The organism is Bacillus sp. SYZHCR11 (genome assembly GCF_057196865.1).
Genome location: NZ_JBXUND010000005.1, coordinates 20,072 through 35,680 on the forward strand (window position 1 = coordinate 20,072; position 15,609 = coordinate 35,680).

Consider the following 15,609-nt stretch of genomic DNA (forward strand, 5'->3'; position numbering starts at 1 on the left):
AAAATGAAAACGGATTCTTGGGGTGGGAAATGATGATTGAAACAGAAAAAGCAGCGGCAGTAAAGACGAAACATCGCGGCCTGTCCTGGATGGAACGGATCGGCTACGGATTCGGCGATATGTCGTACAATATTATCTTTCAGTTTGTAAACGCATACTTATTATTCTACTATACAGATGTCGGCGGCATTAAGCCTGCGGTCATCGCAGCTTTGTTTCTTATCGTAAGGGTGCTGGACGCTATTTTTGATCCGATTATGGGCGTGATTCTAGACAAGACGAATACAAGATGGGGAAAGGCAAGGCCGTATCTTTTGTGGGTGGCGTTTCCTTTTGCGTTATTTACGTTCTTATGCTTTACGACTCCTCATTTCGGCGAGACGGGGAACATGGTTTATGCGTACATCACTTATATTCTGCTTGGGATGTCCTTCAGCATGCAGACGATTCCGGTCAACAGCTTAACGGGGCGAATGACGAATTCCGTGGAGGAACGGACGGTTCTGACGACGACCCGGATGATTTTGGTTTATATCGGAATTCTGTTGTCGATTTCCTGTGCGACACCGCTTGCGGACGCCATCGGCGGGAAAGATCAGGCGTTCGGATTCCAGATGACGGCGCTTATCTATGCGGCGGTGAGCATCGCATTGAATCTGTTCAGCTTCTTTACCGTGCGGGAACGGATTCAGCCTGAAAAAAGAAAAAAACAAGGAATGAAAAAGACGTTGTCTGTTTTGTTCCGAAACAAGCCTTTGCTCATTTTGGTTTCTTCATTTTTAGCTTTTGCGATCGGGTTTAACATTAAGCTCAGCACGATGGTGTACTATTTTACGTATAACGTCAGCCATAAGGAATTTGTGTTTTTAGGAACCGTGCTGTTTTTCGGCGCAGCGCTGATCAGCAATCTGTTTATTCCTTTCTTTTCTAAGAAGCGGGGCCGGAAGCAGGTCATGATCATCACGGCGGCGTTATCGCTGATTTCTTATGCGGGCCTTCAGTTTACATCGTATTCCTCGATTCCCCTTATTTTCTTTTGGCTTTTCGTTTCGGGATTTTTCACGACGCCTTTAAATACACTTGCTTGGGGAATGGTTGCTGATTGTGTCGATTATGCGGAATGGAAAACCGGAGTCCGGGCTGATGGCGTGGTGATTTCGAGCATGAGTTTCATCAATAAGCTCGGAGTTGCGTTAGCGGGGTCATTTTCGGCCGTTTATCTCGGAATCGCCGGATATGCCGCGAATACCGATCAGACCGCCTCGTCATTGAATGCGATTAAAAATATGAATGCGCTCATTCCGGGATTGTTCATTCTGCTGTCTATTATTCTTATTTCTTTTTATCCTTTAACTGAAAAAAAATATCAGCAGATGATGTCTGATCTGGAGCAAAGGGCTGCCAGATAAGTATACGTAAAATTTAAAATATTCTATGTAAACGGTTGTATTTATGACAGAAAGCACTATACTGAAACTATAATCGAGAATTGATAAATGAGTGTGATAATGTGGGAAGCCAATCTGTTATTTGTATTGGAGAATTGTTAATTGATTTCTTTTGTACCGATGTGGATGTTGATTTGACGGAAGGGCGCAATTTCTTAAAAAGTGCCGGCGGCGCACCGGCGAATGTGTCGGCAGCCATTGCTAAGCTGGGCGGAGACGCGGCTTTCAGCGGAAAAACAGGCAAAGATCCGTTCGGGTACTTTCTGAAGCAGACATTGGACGCCGTACATGTCGATACGTCTATGCTCGTCATGGATGAGAAAGCGCCTACAACGCTTGCGTTTGTTTCATTAAAACAAAACGGGGAGCGCGACTTTGTGTTTAACAGAGGAGCGGACGCTTTGTTTACGCTTGATGATATTGATCTGGAAAAGGTAAACGATGCGAAAATCCTTCATTTCGGATCAGCGACGGCATTGTTATCTGATCCGTTTTGCTCGGCCTATTTACGGCTGATGTCGATTGCGAAAGACAATGGACAGTTTATTTCCTTCGATCCTAACTACCGTGAGGATTTATGGAAAGGAAGAGTTTCAGAGTTTATAAACACCGCAAAAAAAGCCATTGCCGTAAGTGATTTTGTGAAAGTCAGTGACGAAGAGCTTGAGATCATCAGCGGTGCGAAGGATCATAAAGAAGGCGTTGCGGTTCTTCATGAGCTTGGGGCCGGTATTGTGGCGGTGACACTAGGGAAAAGCGGGACCCTTCTTTCAAATGGGAAGGATATTGACATCATTCCGAGCATTCCGGTGACATCAATAGACTCAACGGGAGCGGGCGATGCGTTTGTCGGCGCGGCGCTGTATCAGCTGGCGCGCGCGGATGAGGTTCAGACGGCAGCCGAAGATTTTGCGAAGCTGCGTGATATTGTCTCATTTGCCAATAAGGTGGGGGCGCTCGTGTGCACCAAAATCGGTGCGATTGATGCTTTGCCGAGCTTAAAAGAGGTTGAAGTATCACTGTAAAGTATGGAGGATGTTTCTTGAAAGTCATCGGACTTCGGGAAGCATCCTCTTTATTTAGGTCTGAAACCCTTTTCGATATACGGTATACTTTAGAAAGGCATCCAGTAAATTGAACCGCTGTGAAGTACATACAATAATGTTTTTATCAGTTCTGAGTAAAACCAAGTTTCTGCTGCTATCGTCATGTACAGTGTGACGGCCTGTGATATTGAACCGCGGAGGAATGTTTTTTATGAAACATGTTTTTCTTATTGTGCAATGCGCGTTTTCTGTTTTTTGTTTTCTTTGTCTCGCCGCTGTCAATTGGTATCAGGGGAGTGAGCTTGTTTCTGATTCGTTTGATTGGAATGATACGGCTAAATTCTCAAAGCTTTTGAATGGGACGGATACGATTACAAGTCCGGAACAGATTTCGCAGCTGGATTTCTTTGTGTATGCGGCGAAGCATTATCCGTTAGTGAGCGGGTTGATGATCGGGCTGTTTGTTTATTCTTTGTTCTCACTGTATCTGCTCGTGAAGAATTTCCGCCGGCACAAATGGGCTGAATGAGACTATTTTCATATAAAAATACATAAATTCAAGAGGAAATGAAACCTTTTTCGAAAAAAACAGTATATATAACTGTGAACTTGTTACTATTTAATTTTGGGAGGAAAATGAAAAATGAGTATTTTAGGAAGATTTAAAGACATTATGTCAAGCAATATCAATGCGCTGCTGGATAAAGCTGAAAACCCTGAAAAAATGGTTGATCAATATTTACGGAATCTGAACAGTGATTTAGGAAAAGTGAAAGCGGAGACGGCTTCTGTCATGGCTGAGGAACAGCGGGCGAAAAGAGCATTAACAGAATGCCAGGCTGATGCCGAAAAGATGGAAAGTTATGCGATGAAAGCGTTGCAGGCCGGCAATGAAGCCGATGCGCGGACATTTTTGGAAAGGAAAACGGCTGTTGAATCAAGACTGACTGAGCTGCAAGCGGCTTATCAGCTCGCTTCTTCCAACGCGTCTCAAATGCGCAAAATGCATGACAAGCTTGTCGCTGATATCGGAGAGCTTGAGTCGCGAAGAAATGCCATCAAAGCGAAGTGGTCTGTGGCAAAAACACAGGAGAGAATGAACAAATTGGGGTCCTCTGTGTCAAATGCGGGCCAATCGCTGACAGCTTTCGGCAGAATGGAAGACAAGGTCAACCGGGCGCTTGATCACGCCAATGCGATGGCTGAGCTGAACGCGTCTCCGAAAGACGATATTGACGAGCTGACGGCTAAATATGACAGCAATCAAAGCAGTGTCGACGATGAGTTGGCGGCGCTTAAGCAGAAAATGCTTTTCAGTAAAGATCAATAGACAGCGGGCTGCAGCTTTGTCCGATATAAAGAGAAAGTGAGAGAAACAGAATGATCATTTCTTATAAATGCCCGAACTGCGGCGATGATATGGTCTTTGACAGTTCATCCGGCATGCTGACATGTCACAGCTGCGGGCGGCAGGATCAGATTGAAAGCCTGCCAAAAGAGTATATAACGACAAGATTTTCCGAAAATGAGGCGAACGAGTACCGCTGTGAGAACTGCGGCGCGGTATTAATGACTGAGGCGGAAACGACGGCCACGACGTGCGGGTTTTGCGGAGGAGCCGCCGTTCTCGCCGACCGATTATCGGGAAATCTCGCGCCTTCGATGGTGATTCCTTTTACGATCAGTAAAGAAGAAGCCATGAGCGCTTTTAAAAAGTGGTGCCGAAACGGCCGTCTGACACCGAAAGGATTTATGACTGCCGATCGGGTGAAGAGCATAACCGGCATGTACGTGCCGTTTTGGATGTTTGACTTAAACAGCAAGGTTCAGGTCAATGCCGTTTGTACGAGAGTGCATCACTATGAAGATGGAGAATACCGGGTGACGGAGACCGAGTATTACAACGCGTACCGCGATATCAATCTTGATTATCTCAAAATTCCGGTCGACGCTTCAGAAAAAATGAATGATGAATTAATGGACAAATTGGAGCCTTACTCATACAGTGAGCTGAAGGAGTTTAATACGGCCTATTTAGCAGGATATATAGCGGAAAAGTACAATTATACCGATGACGATCTCTTTCCGCGGGCGAAGGATAAAATCAGCCATTATATTGATTCTTATATCAGATCCACCTTCTCCGGGTATACGACGGCTGACATTACGGATGAGCAGATTCAGACCGATAAAATCAGCAGCTTTTACGTACTGCTTCCGGTCTGGATGGTCAGCTACGACTATGAGCGGGCTGAGCACATTTTTGCGATGAACGGGCAGACGGGTAAGGTTGTCGGCAAACCGCCGATCAGTGCCGGAAAAGTGGCCGCGTGGTTCGGCGGCATAACCGCCGGTGCGTTTTTAGCATTAAGACTCGTCTCACTTATGATAGGAGGCGGTTTTTGATGAAAGTATCGATAAAAAAAGCGTGTCTCTTCTGCTTCGTCCTTTTTCTGATGCTGTCTTTTTCTTTACATACATCGGCGTCTGCCGCGGAACAGAAGCAATATGTTTATGACAATGCTCATTTATTAACGAAGGATGAAACGAAGAAACTTGAGGAATTGGCCGGGAAGCTGGGAGAAAAGCGCCATACCGATTTTATCATTCTTACCGCAAACGGAACGGGCGGTAAGGAGATCGAACAGTATGCCGGTGATTTTTATGACAGTCATTTTAGCGGAAGCACGGCGATATTGACTATTGATATGAAGGATCGGGAAGTATTTCTCTCCGGATATAAAAAGGCGGAGACGTATTTGAACAGCAGCCGGCTGAATACGATCAGAAATACGATCTCGTCAGATATTTCCGCAGGCCATTATGAAAAGGCGTTTCAGACTTACATCAAGATGGCTTATAAAGATATGGGGAAAAGCCCGAACGACAAGTCCGACAATCTGCTGCTCACATGGTGGTTTCAGCTGATTATCGCTGCAGCAGCGGCCGGAATCGCCGTCACCGTGATGGTGTACAATTCCGGCGGCAAGGTCACCGTCACCGGCAGCACGTATATGGATCACGATACGTCTGAAGTGCTGAGTCAGCACGACACATATATCCGGACCGACATTACAAGAGAAAAAAAGCCAGATAAAGATAATGACAGTGACGGCGGAGTCACGAGGGGCGGCACGAGTTACAGCGGAAGCAAGGGAAGTTTTTAAATTATATGTAAAGGATTTGAGCATACATGGGTTTTTTCAGAAATCAGTTAGCAAATGTGGTGGAATGGGAAGAATTCAGAGACGACATGGTTTTCTATAAATGGAACAACCGTGAAATTAAAAAAGGCAGCCGTCTGATCATCCGGCCGGGACAGGATGCCATCTTTTTATACAACGGGAAGATTGAAGGGATTTTCCGTGATGACGGCGATTATGATATCGAATCAGAAATCATTCCGTTTCTATCGACACTAAAAGGGTTTAAGTTTGGCTTTAACAGCGGCATGCGGGCGGAAGTGCTGTTTGTGAATACGAAGGAGTTCACCGTGAAGTGGGGCACAAAAAACGCCATCAACATTCCGGCGGCAGGTATGCCGGGCGGTATGCCGATCCGCGCAAACGGCACATTTAACTTCAAGGTCATTGACTATATCGGATTGATTGATAAGATTGCGGGTGTCAAAGACAGCTATTTAGTGGAGGACATTAAAATCCGGATTACGTCTATTCTCGATCAGCTTTTGATGAAATGGATCACCAGAGAAGGAAAAGACATGTTCAATCTGCAGTCGAATTCATTTGAAATCGGAAAAGGGATTCAAGAAGATCTTGATATGCAGCTGATCGGAGACGGCATGTCGATTACGGGATTCAATATTATGAGCTTTAACTATCCGCAGGAAGTTCAGGATATGATTACGAAAAACGCTTCTTACGGCATGGTGGGGGATGTGAACCGCTATCAGCAGATTTCCATGACGGACGGCATGTCATCCGGCAAAATGAGCGGAAGCGGCGCCGCCTCAGACATGGCGGGCATGATGATGGGAATGAATGTGGCAAATCAAATGATGAACCAAATGAATCAAAATCAGCAGAACCAGCCGCAGCAAAATCAAAGTCAGCAGAATCAGGGGACGGCGCCGGCAAACAGCTCGGAAGGAGCGGCTAAGCCGAAATTCTGTCCGAACTGCGGAACGAAAACGGAAGGCGCGAATTTTTGCCCGAATTGCGGACAGAAGCTTGCCTGACGATATACGAAAAAGAGGCCTTTTTTGGGCCTCTTTTTTTGTCATGATTTCATTGTTTGAACGATGAGGGATGTCAGCGCTTTTGATCCCTCAGGTATGAGATGGACGCCGTCCGGTGTGAAGTATTCAGGGTGCTGCAATGCTTTTGCGTGCCAATCGACAAGGGTCACATTTTTGCGTGACTCGGCCTGCCGGCGCAATGATTCGTTTACTTTGCTTTCCCACTGCCGCGGTACACGCGTGTTGACAAGATAGATATCGGCTTTTGAAAAGGAGCTGATCAGTGATTCAATTTGGCTGTTTGTGAAATAGCCATTCGTCCCTAACTCGATGATGACCGCTTTGTTCGGCTGATTAAATGACGCATATTCCGAAGTGAGCTGGAGTGCTTGAGAGACTTGTCTTCCTACCTTTCCGTCGATGGTGACATGAGGGAGGGACTGCCGCAGGTATGACGCAATGTCCAGCATCACCGAGTCACCGATGGCCAGCACGTCTTGCTGAGGCTGTGTTTGTTTTGAATCAGCCTTTTTTTGAGATGACCGTTCCTTTTTCTCGTCGGTTTTCTTCGTTTCTGATTTGTCTGCTGGTTCTTTCTTGTTTTTGTCTGACGCGGTATCCGTTTTTTCGCCGCCGTGTTTTTTCTTGCTGTCTTCTTCTTTTGCAGGCTGATCGTGATCGGCCGTTTTGTGCGAAGAGGCGGCTGTTTCTTGCTGATCACTCTGCGCGTACGTCCATTGCGGCTGTTTTTTCTCTTCGGCTATCCCTGACAGCCCGCCTGCAAATACGAGAATGGCGGCAAGAATGAGACCGAGCGACATTCTGCTGATGACAGAGGACGTCTTCCATTCCAGAAAGCGGTTCAGAAACACGCGGCGTAAAAATGGCCGGAAGCCCGCAGTGCGGATCGGCTGTTCAATGAAATGGTAAGATAGCTCGGCGAGAATGAAAGTGGCGCCGATTCTGACGGCGCAGTGCCAATAAACCGGATTTCCGATTTCCTGCACGGGTGTGCTCAGTACGAAAACCGGGTAATGCCAAAGGTAGATTCCGTATGATCTCGTTCCGATCCAGCGAAGCGGTTTCCATGAAAGAACATGTCCCAAAAAGCTGCTGGGATGGCATAAACATGCGACAAGAACCGCTGCGGTGATGCTGATCAAAAGCATGCCGCCCTTGTACAGGAAGGGTTCATATTCATCCGTGTAAAAGACGCAAAGCAGCAGCGCGGCAAAAGCGGCAAGCTCCGTCCCGTGAAGCAGGTGTTTCATGCTGCTCGGCAGCCGTTTGGAAGATAATCGTTTCATCGGCCACACTAAAGCTAAAGCGCAGCCGATCAGCAATTCAAATGACCGGGTATCCGTCCCGTAATAGACGCGGCTCGGATCTCCGCCGGGCACATACAACATACTCATTACGACTGCCGAACATAACGCGAGGAACATGACCGCGGCCGCAAGCCGGGCCCGTGTTTTACATATGTACATTCCCGCAAGCAGCAGGAAGGGCCATATGATATAAAACTGTTCTTCAATCGCCAGCGACCAAAGGTTTTTTAATGGCGAAGGGGAGCCGAAGCTGTCGAAATAAGAAAGTTGATGAAAGATAAACCACCAATTGCTTATGTAAAAAAGTGAGGAGACCGCATCTCCGCGTACGGTATGCAGGAGCTCGCTGTTAAACAATACGACCCAAATGACCGTCGTGATAATCATGAGATAAGCCGCCGGCAGAAGCCGTCTGATCCGGCGCACCCAAAAATCACGCAAATCAAGGGTGATGGCATTGCCTTGGGCAGGCAATATAATAGATGTAATTAAATATCCCGATAAAACAAAAAAGATATCAACACCAATGAAACCGCCGTCGGCCCAGTTAAAATTCAGATGATATGCGATAACTGCGAGGACGGCAAAGGCGCGAAGTCCATCCAGTCCGGGAATATAGCGGTGATGCAGTGACTTGTCTGACATGGTATTCCTCCAATAATGTGTGCGGAAATTCTCGCTGTTTTGCGGATAGCTATAGCTGATTTCTGTACAGTCTTCCATTTGTTCCGTTAATTAGACGCATTCGGAAGGGGATTTTGTTTCAGAAAAAATGTATGAAATGCTGTGATTTTCTTAAACTTTTCAGTCCCCGTCCGGCGTCTGTTATATGAAAAGGGTCCCTTATGCATCTTGGCTGTTGCGGGACGAAAGAAAAAATCCATGATCTGCGGATATCATGGATTTTTTTCTTTCTTTATCTGATGTAGCGGTCTCCGACAAGCAGCTTGGAGATGACGGAGGTCGGTATTGTAAACTCTGTAACGCCCATATATCCGGGTGCCGCTTCGTATTCATCAAATGAAATAACAAGTTTGTGCTTATCTGTAATATAAAAATTCTGGTCGGCGCGGATGGCTTTAAAAGGCTCCGTCATATCATCTTCTTCGACCCAGTATATTTTATTCGGATCTTCTTTCATCTGTTTTTTCATTTGTTCTTTAATATTTTCGCTGATGACTTTAATATAACGGTCATCTTTAAATAAACTCTTTAACGTAAGCACGGCCTCATTCTTTTTATCAATCGTGATGTAACGGCTTTGCGTATAAGATGAAGCTTGCGTTTTTTCGATATCACGGCGGATTGAGATCAGATCCGCTGTGTCAGTAACGGTTTCATAATCGCTGTAAATACTGAGGTGGCCTTTTTTGCTTTTTGAGGTCGCCTTCATAAATTCCTGATACAGCTCTTTGCTTTCTTTCATATAATGCCGGTTGATGCTGTCTTCGAGTTTATGATCGGAAAGTCCGGACAGAGCGGGCGTTTTCACATCAATGCTTGATTGGTTCTTTTCTTCCTTCATCTCCGTGAATGTGATGGCTTGGACGACTTTGCCGATGACGGGGATTTTAGACATGGCTTGTGCGGCATCCGGGTTGATATTGACAACGGCGGTAAATAAGACGGCCGCAGCGACTGCCGCGGATGTCGGCCACATCACGATTCGTTTTTTCTTCGGTTTTTGCTGAAGGGCTTTTTTGACAATGCTGTCCAGTTCCTTAGGAATGGGCACACTTTTATACTCTTCTCTTAATTGTTCTAATCTCTTTTCCATTAAGAAAGATCCTCCTTCGTCAGCTGAATGCGCATGAGCTTCAGCCCCCTGTAAAGGCGTGTTTTGACGGTGTTGATGTTTTCCCCCGTGATGTCCGCGATTTCTTCTAATTTCAGGTCTTCAAAGAAACGCAGAATGATAATGGTTTTATATTGATGCGGCAGGTCATCAAGCGCTTCGTGAAGGTCTGTGTCCTTGTAGTGATCTTCCTTTCCTCGGCTTAAAAACTCGATCGTTTCATCATCCATCACTTTCAGTTTTTTCTGTTTGCGGAGAAAATCAATGGCCGTGCGCACTAAAATTTTATAAAACCAGCTTTTGATCACATCGGGGTTTTTGACGGATTCGACCGATGTCAGCGCTTTTTGAATTGATTCCTGAACAATATCTAACGCGTCATCCTTGTTCTTTACGTAACTGTACGCAAGCCGGTAAAAGTCTTCCTTGCGCTCAGTTATGCACGTCACAAGCGACGCTTTGGCTGTTTCGTTCTTCATTGCTTCAAAGGGCTCCTTTTTAAAAAATACGTATCATAGGCTGCTGCCTAAGGATAGACGGGACAGGGTGAAAAATAGTTTGCGCAGAGGGGATCATTTTTAAAAGGAAAAGGAAGGAAAGACGATGAGATGAAAAAAAGAGCCGGAACGGCTCTTTTTCGGATGTGTCTGATATTCAGCTGAACGGTTTAGTTCGGTTTGACTAAGATTTTCACTTGGTTTTTCTCTTTGATTAAAGCGCCGAAGCCTTCTTCAATCAGATCGTCGAGCACGATTTTTTTCGTGACGAGCTTATCTGCTGAGAAGTAGCCCTCTTTCATCAGTGCAAGAACGGAAGGGAAGATGTCACGGTATCCGATAATCCCTTTTACGGTCCGTTCTTTGATGACGATATCGTTCGGATGAATTTCCGCTCCTTTTTCCCAGATGCTGACGATAACCGTTTCACCGGCAATGTTTGTTGACTGGATCGCCTGGCGGAGAACGACAGGAACGCCCGTTACTTCATAAGAAACATCAACGCCGCCGTTTGTGCGTTTAGCGATTTCTTCAACGACATCGTCCGTTTTTGACGGATCAATGATGATAGCGCCGAGTTCTTTCGCTTTTTCCTGACGTTCCGGTGAAAGTTCAACCGCGTAAATATCTGTGGCGCCGGCCGCTTTCAGGGCTTCAATCACAAGCAGCCCGATCGGTCCGCAGCCAAAAACTGCCGCCTTGTCGCCCGCTTTTAATTTGCTTTGGCGGACGGCGTAAAGCGCTACCGCTGACGGCTCAACAAGCGCGCCCTGTTCGTAAGAAAGCTCTTCAGGAAGCTTAAACAGCAATTCTTCGTCAACGGATACATATTCAGAAAATCCGCCGCCGCCTCCGGCTAAGCCTAAGAATCCCATTTGTTCATCAAGGTTATAGGCTCCCTGATGTCCGTGTGTGGCAAAAATCGGTTCCACGACGACACGGTCGCCGACGCTGTAATTTTTGACGCCTTCGCCCACTTCCACGACTTCTCCTGAGAATTCGTGACCCATCGTGACGGGCGCCATTTCGTTTGTTAACGGATGAGGTTCGCCGACCGGAATAAAGATCGGGCCTCCCAAATATTCATGAAGGTCGCTTCCGCAAATCCCGCACCATTTGACTTTAATTTTGACTTTACCCGGTTCTGCTTTAGGTTCATCAATGTTTTCGATTCGAATGTCTTTTTGATTGTGCCATCTTGCCGCTTTCATTGATTATCACTCCTAGTCTGATTGAAACGAGTATAGGTACATGATCAATATGAACCACGGTTAAAAGGAATAAAGTGCTTCCTAAAGCCTGATTTCTCAAAATATATCATATTATGCAACTATCAATAGGCCTTATAAAAAGTCCATATTGAATGCAGAAATACTCTATGAATATTATAACGCTAATGAATTAAATTTTGTAGTATAATTTACCATGGAATTATATAGAACAGGTAATTGTGCCGTCGTTATGTGCATGTCTCATCACGTTGTAATGAACATGTAAAGTGATTGAAATATTATAATCGTCTTCTTGGTGTATAATTTTGCCTAGAATAAAGAATCAGGAGGACGAAAGCTTGAAGAAGTTATTCTTAGCCTTATTGATTTTAGCAGGAAGCACGCTGGGAGCGATCAGTTTCTCTTCTGATGCAAGTGCTAAAAAAGTGAACGGAAATATTACATGGTATAATGGAGTCGGTAAAAAAGGATCTTCCGGTAAAAAACTGGGACACTGGGATTGCGCGACAAAATTAGGATTTGACGTTCCGAGAAACGGAACGAAAATCAGAGCTTATGCGAAAGCAAAACCAAAAAAGGTTATCACAGTATATAAAAATGATGTAGGCCGTCTGCCGAATGCCGTATTGGATGTCAGCCCGAAAGCGTTCAAAGCGCTCGGATATCCGTTAAGCAAAGGAAGAGTATCCGGACACTACAGCTATTAAAATAGACCATCTTAAAAAGCAAGGACTCTGATTCTTGCTTTTTCTGATTGACGGAGAGATTGATAATGAAGAAGAAACGATGGATCTGGATGTTGCTTGCCGCCGTTTTGGCGGCGGCGGTCATCGCGTCCGTTTTACTGATCAAAGGAAAAAGCGACGGCGGCGGAAAAGCCGTTGTCTCCGGCGGCCATGACAAGCTGCTTGTTTCCATTACAGACAAAGATCTGATGACGAAATATTACGAGGACGGCCGCGTGCTGTACGAGGAAAAGCTTTCGGCATATCCGGCGTTTGCGCTGGATGACGCCCATCAGGTGCTCTATTTTGTCGGGAATAATGACGAAAATGAGATGCGTCTGTATAAGCTTGATCTGAAGACGAAAAAGAAGACGGTGCTTTATAAAGGAACGGCAAGCGCTGACAGTCTGTTTTTATCAAAGGATCTGACGCACATTTATTTCCGTCTCGGAAAAGCGGATGAAGATATTTTCCGTCTCGCATCTTTTGATTTGAAAACGAAACGTTATGAAAATCTGTATCCTGCCGCCGATGAGAAAGACGACAGTGTAAGCAGCTTCTTTTATAACCGCAGCCAAAACGATTTTGCGCTTCTGCATTATTCCGTCAAAGAGGATTATCAAAAAACGGATGAGGCAAATGAGAAGGGGATTGACCCTGAACCGACGAATATCCGGTTTGCAGCAGGAGCTGGCGAACACCTTCAGGACCTGACAAACCTTGAACAGTTTATCAGCGGCGTGGCGGTGTCACCGGACGGAAAGAACCTTGTCTTTACATCTTATACACAAAAAGGGACGGAACAAAAAGCGTCCATCCGTCTGATGAATGTCAAAACGAAAAAAGATAAAACGATTATCTCAAACGGGAAGGACTTCGCTCCGCTGATTGATGCCCAGCCTCAGTTTTCTAAAGACGGCAGCATCATTTATTTCATGGCGGAAGCAAAAGGCGCTAAGCGACTGAAGGATGAAACGGGGCGGAATGCGAAGGTCCGGACCATTTATGCTTATCATTTGGATACGAAAAAATGCGAAAAAGTCTGGGAAAATGACCACGGCATTATCAATAGTTTTTCCGTCATCCAATCATGAAAAAAACACTCAGCGCCCGCTGGGTGTTTTTTAATGAACAAAGCTGGCTGCGGCTGAGGCGAGCCATTTGAAAAAACGGAGAATCGGAACGGCAAAATGAAGCGTTTCGATGAATGACTGTGCGGCAAGGTTCATTTTCCGCCGTTTTGCCATTTCCTTCAGATCTTTCTGCTGCCGATCGTTTTTCATGTTCATTGCTCCTTTGCATCATAAAAGGACATGATAACGCAAAGGCCTCTCATGAGACATGGAGGCCTTCTCTATGTTGAGACTCGTAAAAGGGAGGTCTAACTTGATGCCGTTTGATTATTGTTTTGGAGATTTACCAACGAACGGACGCCGTCGATCATTTTACTGCCGCAAAGGGGGCAAGTCGGGGTATCACTGCCGGCAAAATTCTTTCTGCTCCAGCCGATACAGTCCTCTTTTGTGCATTCCCACGTACTGACATCTTCTTTAGGCAGCGGTTCCTGATTACGTTTGTTGTAGTAAGACATAAAGTCACTTCTTCCCTTATGAATTTTCGTGCACTCCTTCATTGTCTCATACTTTTCCCTAATCTCCTAATTCCTTTTTCTATCCAGATTTCCAATGAGGGTGCATCGTCTTCCTGTTATTACAGTATATGCAAAAAAGCGCCTTCTTATTTTTTCTTTTTGGATAAATAAAAAAAGCCCCTTCTGGAGAAAGGGGGGGATGTTTGTTTACTGCTTATCCGTGACGTCCATCGGTCTCATCATGTCGTAATCTTCGTGCTCTAAAATATGACAGTGCCATACGTAGCGTCCGCTGTAAGGAGCGAAAGTCGCCGCGATTCTGATGACTTCCCCCGAGTGCGCCTGCACGGTGTCTTTCCAGCCTTTTTCACTTGGAGGAGGCGGGACGGCGGGGCCTGTATACACAATGTCGCCGAATTTGTTATAACGCTCTAAGTCAAAGGGACGCCGGTCAAGGATTTGGAAGGAAACAAGGTGCAGGTGTATCGGATGGGTTCCCCCCATCGGATTGATAATCGACCAGATTTCCGTTGCGCCGAGCTTCGGCGCTTCTGTCACAGGATCATGCCATCGCTTGTTATTCAGCGTCAAAACGGGCCGGCCGTATTTGTCTTGCGTATTTGTGAGTTTAAGTGTCCTGATGTTGTGTATTCTTTTTGATGTTACATTAGGCATTGTTGAAAGATATTTAGGCTTCCGGCTTGTGTCTTCTCCCTTCAGCGGTTTTGTGACGCGGAATTGCATCACATTGGCGTCTGTATCCGGATCGACGTCGCCCCCGCAGCCGGTGCCGTTCGTTAAAATGATATGTTCTCCGTCAAAGGCGGAGAAATCGATGAGCACATCATACCGCTCGGCCGGGGCTAAGCTGATAGATTGTGTTTTGACAGAGCGGGGAAGCAGTCCGCCGTCAGAACCGATTTGGATAAACTTCCCGCCGTTATTGAGCGAGAGAGAAAATGTTCTCGTATTGGAGGCATTAAGAATGCGGAAGCGATATGTCCGCGGTTCAACTTCCATATACGGCCATGCTTTTCCGTTGACAAGAATGGTATTTCCGCAAAAAAACGGGACGATGGAAGGGTCGGGCAGCGTTTCGGAAGGATTAGCAGGTCCGCTTGGATAAGACAAGGAACCGTCGTCATTTAACGTGCGGTCCAAAATCATAAGCGGTACGTCGTACTCTCCGGAGGGAAGCTTCAGCTGCTTTTCTTTTCGCTCGCGGATGATATACATCCCGGCAAGCCCGGCGTACACATTGAGCCTCGTAATCGCCATGGCGTGATCGTGATACCATAACAGAGCCCCGCGCTGTTTGTTTGGATAATGGTATACCTCTTTCTCAAAATAAGGACCCGTTTCCTTAAAATCCTTTGTGAACCAGGCTTCCGGGTAGCCGTCGCTGTCCGGCGGCGTTGCTCCTCCGTGTAAATGGACGACGGTTTTGACATCGGGTTCCTGATGGCCGCTTTCTGAATGGTGAATGGTATGATCCACGGGCAGAAAATGCTTATCCGGCAGGTCATTCATCCATTTAATATAGACGTTTTCATCTTTGTTCACGTCGATCGTCGGGCCGGGAAACAAACCGTTATACCCCCAAAGCCGGGTCGGCGGGAGATCGCGGTGCAGCTTGTGAAAGCATTCCTTCATGGTGACTTCATAATACGTGCTGCCGTCTGATTTCTTCTGCGGCTGGAGTGTTTCGATAATCGGCAGTTCATCTGCAAATTTTTCTAGTGCCATTTT

Annotated in this window: 16 protein-coding genes; 9 read left to right on the plus strand and 7 right to left on the minus strand. The window is 46.0% G+C overall.

What is annotated here, in order from left to right:
• Positions 1 to 32: 32 nt before the first annotated feature.
• The 7 genes from AC2CGA_RS16860 to AC2CGA_RS16890 all read left to right on the plus strand — a co-directional run bounded on the left by AC2CGA_RS16860 (position 33) and on the right by AC2CGA_RS16890 (position 6,692).
• Positions 33 to 1,409 carry an MFS transporter gene (locus tag AC2CGA_RS16860; RefSeq protein WP_046560190.1) on the plus strand — a complete coding sequence of 459 codons (1,377 nt, stop codon included), beginning with the start codon at positions 33 to 35 and terminating at the stop codon, positions 1,407 to 1,409.
• 101 nt (positions 1,410 to 1,510) lie between these two features.
• Positions 1,511 to 2,473 (plus strand): carbohydrate kinase family protein, encoded by a 963-nt coding sequence (locus AC2CGA_RS16865; RefSeq protein WP_115996175.1) that lies wholly within the window; start codon positions 1,511 to 1,513, stop codon positions 2,471 to 2,473.
• Between the two features lie 232 nt (positions 2,474 to 2,705).
• Entirely contained in the window at positions 2,706 to 3,023 is a 318-nt protein-coding gene (locus AC2CGA_RS16870; protein ID WP_003155816.1) for a YjdJ family protein, read from the plus strand.
• 114 nt (positions 3,024 to 3,137) lie between these two features.
• The gene (locus AC2CGA_RS16875; RefSeq protein WP_003155814.1) at positions 3,138 to 3,824 is read left to right on the plus strand and encodes a PspA/IM30 family protein; all 687 of its coding nucleotides are present in this window, start codon (positions 3,138 to 3,140) and stop codon (positions 3,822 to 3,824) included.
• Positions 3,825 to 3,874: 50 nt separating this feature from the next.
• Positions 3,875 to 4,900, plus strand: a complete 1,026-nt coding sequence (locus AC2CGA_RS16880) for a TFIIB-type zinc ribbon-containing protein (protein WP_007408871.1) — start codon at positions 3,875 to 3,877, stop codon at positions 4,898 to 4,900.
• Complete coding sequence (locus tag AC2CGA_RS16885) at positions 4,900 to 5,661, plus strand: TPM domain-containing protein (RefSeq protein ID WP_367627722.1); 762 nt, start codon at positions 4,900 to 4,902, stop codon at positions 5,659 to 5,661. The genes AC2CGA_RS16880 and AC2CGA_RS16885 overlap by 1 nt, the downstream gene beginning before the upstream one ends.
• Positions 5,662 to 5,687: 26 nt before the next feature.
• On the plus strand, positions 5,688 to 6,692 hold the full coding sequence (locus AC2CGA_RS16890; RefSeq protein ID WP_003155808.1) for an SPFH domain-containing protein: 1,005 nt from the start codon (positions 5,688 to 5,690) through the stop codon (positions 6,690 to 6,692).
• Positions 6,693 to 6,733: 41 nt separating this feature from the next.
• On the opposite strand, the gene AC2CGA_RS16895 is transcribed toward AC2CGA_RS16890, so the two are convergent.
• The 4 genes from AC2CGA_RS16895 to AC2CGA_RS16910 all read right to left on the minus strand — a co-directional run bounded on the left by AC2CGA_RS16895 (position 6,734) and on the right by AC2CGA_RS16910 (position 11,523).
• Positions 6,734 to 8,665 (minus strand): acyltransferase family protein, encoded by a 1,932-nt coding sequence (locus AC2CGA_RS16895; RefSeq protein ID WP_083058850.1) that lies wholly within the window; start codon positions 8,663 to 8,665, stop codon positions 6,734 to 6,736.
• A 271-nt stretch (positions 8,666 to 8,936) separates the two neighbouring features.
• On the minus strand, positions 8,937 to 9,797 hold the full coding sequence (gene rsiV, locus AC2CGA_RS16900; RefSeq protein WP_484480250.1) for an anti-sigma-V factor RsiV: 861 nt from the start codon (positions 9,795 to 9,797) through the stop codon (positions 8,937 to 8,939).
• A complete protein-coding gene (gene sigV / locus AC2CGA_RS16905; protein WP_003155802.1) occupies positions 9,797 to 10,294 on the minus strand; it encodes an RNA polymerase sigma factor SigV in 498 nt (165 codons plus the stop codon). The genes rsiV and sigV overlap by 1 nt, the downstream gene beginning before the upstream one ends.
• 188 nt (positions 10,295 to 10,482) lie before the next feature.
• Positions 10,483 to 11,523, minus strand: a complete 1,041-nt coding sequence (locus tag AC2CGA_RS16910) for a 2,3-butanediol dehydrogenase (protein WP_003155800.1) — start codon at positions 11,521 to 11,523, stop codon at positions 10,483 to 10,485.
• Between the two features lie 359 nt (positions 11,524 to 11,882).
• Between AC2CGA_RS16910 and AC2CGA_RS16915 the strand changes: the two genes are divergently transcribed.
• Both AC2CGA_RS16915 and AC2CGA_RS16920 read left to right on the plus strand, forming a co-directional pair.
• A complete protein-coding gene (locus tag AC2CGA_RS16915) occupies positions 11,883 to 12,251 on the plus strand; it encodes a septal ring lytic transglycosylase RlpA family protein (protein WP_003155798.1) in 369 nt (122 codons plus the stop codon).
• Between the two features lie 65 nt (positions 12,252 to 12,316).
• The gene (locus tag AC2CGA_RS16920; protein ID WP_063174574.1) at positions 12,317 to 13,363 is read left to right on the plus strand and encodes a TolB family protein; all 1,047 of its coding nucleotides are present in this window, start codon (positions 12,317 to 12,319) and stop codon (positions 13,361 to 13,363) included.
• A gap of 30 nt (positions 13,364 to 13,393) precedes the next feature.
• On the opposite strand, the gene AC2CGA_RS16925 is transcribed toward AC2CGA_RS16920, so the two are convergent.
• The 3 genes from AC2CGA_RS16925 to cotA all read right to left on the minus strand — a co-directional run bounded on the left by AC2CGA_RS16925 (position 13,394) and on the right by cotA (position 15,606).
• Entirely contained in the window at positions 13,394 to 13,552 is a 159-nt protein-coding gene (locus tag AC2CGA_RS16925) for a hypothetical protein (protein WP_003155794.1), read from the minus strand.
• Between the two features lie 98 nt (positions 13,553 to 13,650).
• A complete protein-coding gene (locus AC2CGA_RS16930) occupies positions 13,651 to 13,860 on the minus strand; it encodes a cold-shock protein (protein ID WP_007408879.1) in 210 nt (69 codons plus the stop codon).
• Between the two features lie 207 nt (positions 13,861 to 14,067).
• Positions 14,068 to 15,606, minus strand: a complete 1,539-nt coding sequence (cotA, locus tag AC2CGA_RS16935) for an outer spore coat copper-dependent laccase CotA (RefSeq protein WP_003155789.1) — start codon at positions 15,604 to 15,606, stop codon at positions 14,068 to 14,070.
• Between the last annotated feature and the right edge of the window lie 3 nt (positions 15,607 to 15,609).

Excerpts from the sequence above, each read along its gene's own strand:
- AC2CGA_RS16860 (WP_046560190.1), top strand. The coding sequence starts at position 33 with ATGATTGAAACAGAAAAAGCAGCGGCAGTAAAGACGAAACATCGCGGC.
- AC2CGA_RS16870 (WP_003155816.1), top strand. The coding sequence starts at position 2,706 with ATGAAACATGTTTTTCTTATTGTGCAATGCGCGTTTTCTGTTTTTTGT.
- AC2CGA_RS16875 (WP_003155814.1), top strand. The coding sequence starts at position 3,138 with ATGAGTATTTTAGGAAGATTTAAAGACATTATGTCAAGCAATATCAAT.
- AC2CGA_RS16880 (WP_007408871.1), top strand. The coding sequence starts at position 3,875 with ATGATCATTTCTTATAAATGCCCGAACTGCGGCGATGATATGGTCTTT.
- AC2CGA_RS16885 (WP_367627722.1), top strand. The coding sequence starts at position 4,900 with ATGAAAGTATCGATAAAAAAAGCGTGTCTCTTCTGCTTCGTCCTTTTT.
- AC2CGA_RS16890 (WP_003155808.1), top strand. The coding sequence starts at position 5,688 with ATGGGTTTTTTCAGAAATCAGTTAGCAAATGTGGTGGAATGGGAAGAA.
- AC2CGA_RS16895 (WP_083058850.1), bottom strand. The coding sequence starts at position 8,665 with ATGTCAGACAAGTCACTGCATCACCGCTATATTCCCGGACTGGATGGA.
- rsiV (WP_484480250.1), bottom strand. The coding sequence starts at position 9,797 with ATGGAAAAGAGATTAGAACAATTAAGAGAAGAGTATAAAAGTGTGCCC.
- sigV (WP_003155802.1), bottom strand. The coding sequence starts at position 10,294 with ATGAAGAACGAAACAGCCAAAGCGTCGCTTGTGACGTGCATAACTGAG.
- AC2CGA_RS16910 (WP_003155800.1), bottom strand. The coding sequence starts at position 11,523 with ATGAAAGCGGCAAGATGGCACAATCAAAAAGACATTCGAATCGAAAAC.
- AC2CGA_RS16920 (WP_063174574.1), top strand. The coding sequence starts at position 12,317 with ATGAAGAAGAAACGATGGATCTGGATGTTGCTTGCCGCCGTTTTGGCG.
- AC2CGA_RS16925 (WP_003155794.1), bottom strand. The coding sequence starts at position 13,552 with ATGAAAAACGATCGGCAGCAGAAAGATCTGAAGGAAATGGCAAAACGG.
- AC2CGA_RS16930 (WP_007408879.1), bottom strand. The coding sequence starts at position 13,860 with ATGTCTTACTACAACAAACGTAATCAGGAACCGCTGCCTAAAGAAGAT.
- cotA (WP_003155789.1), bottom strand. The coding sequence starts at position 15,606 with ATGGCACTAGAAAAATTTGCAGATGAACTGCCGATTATCGAAACACTC.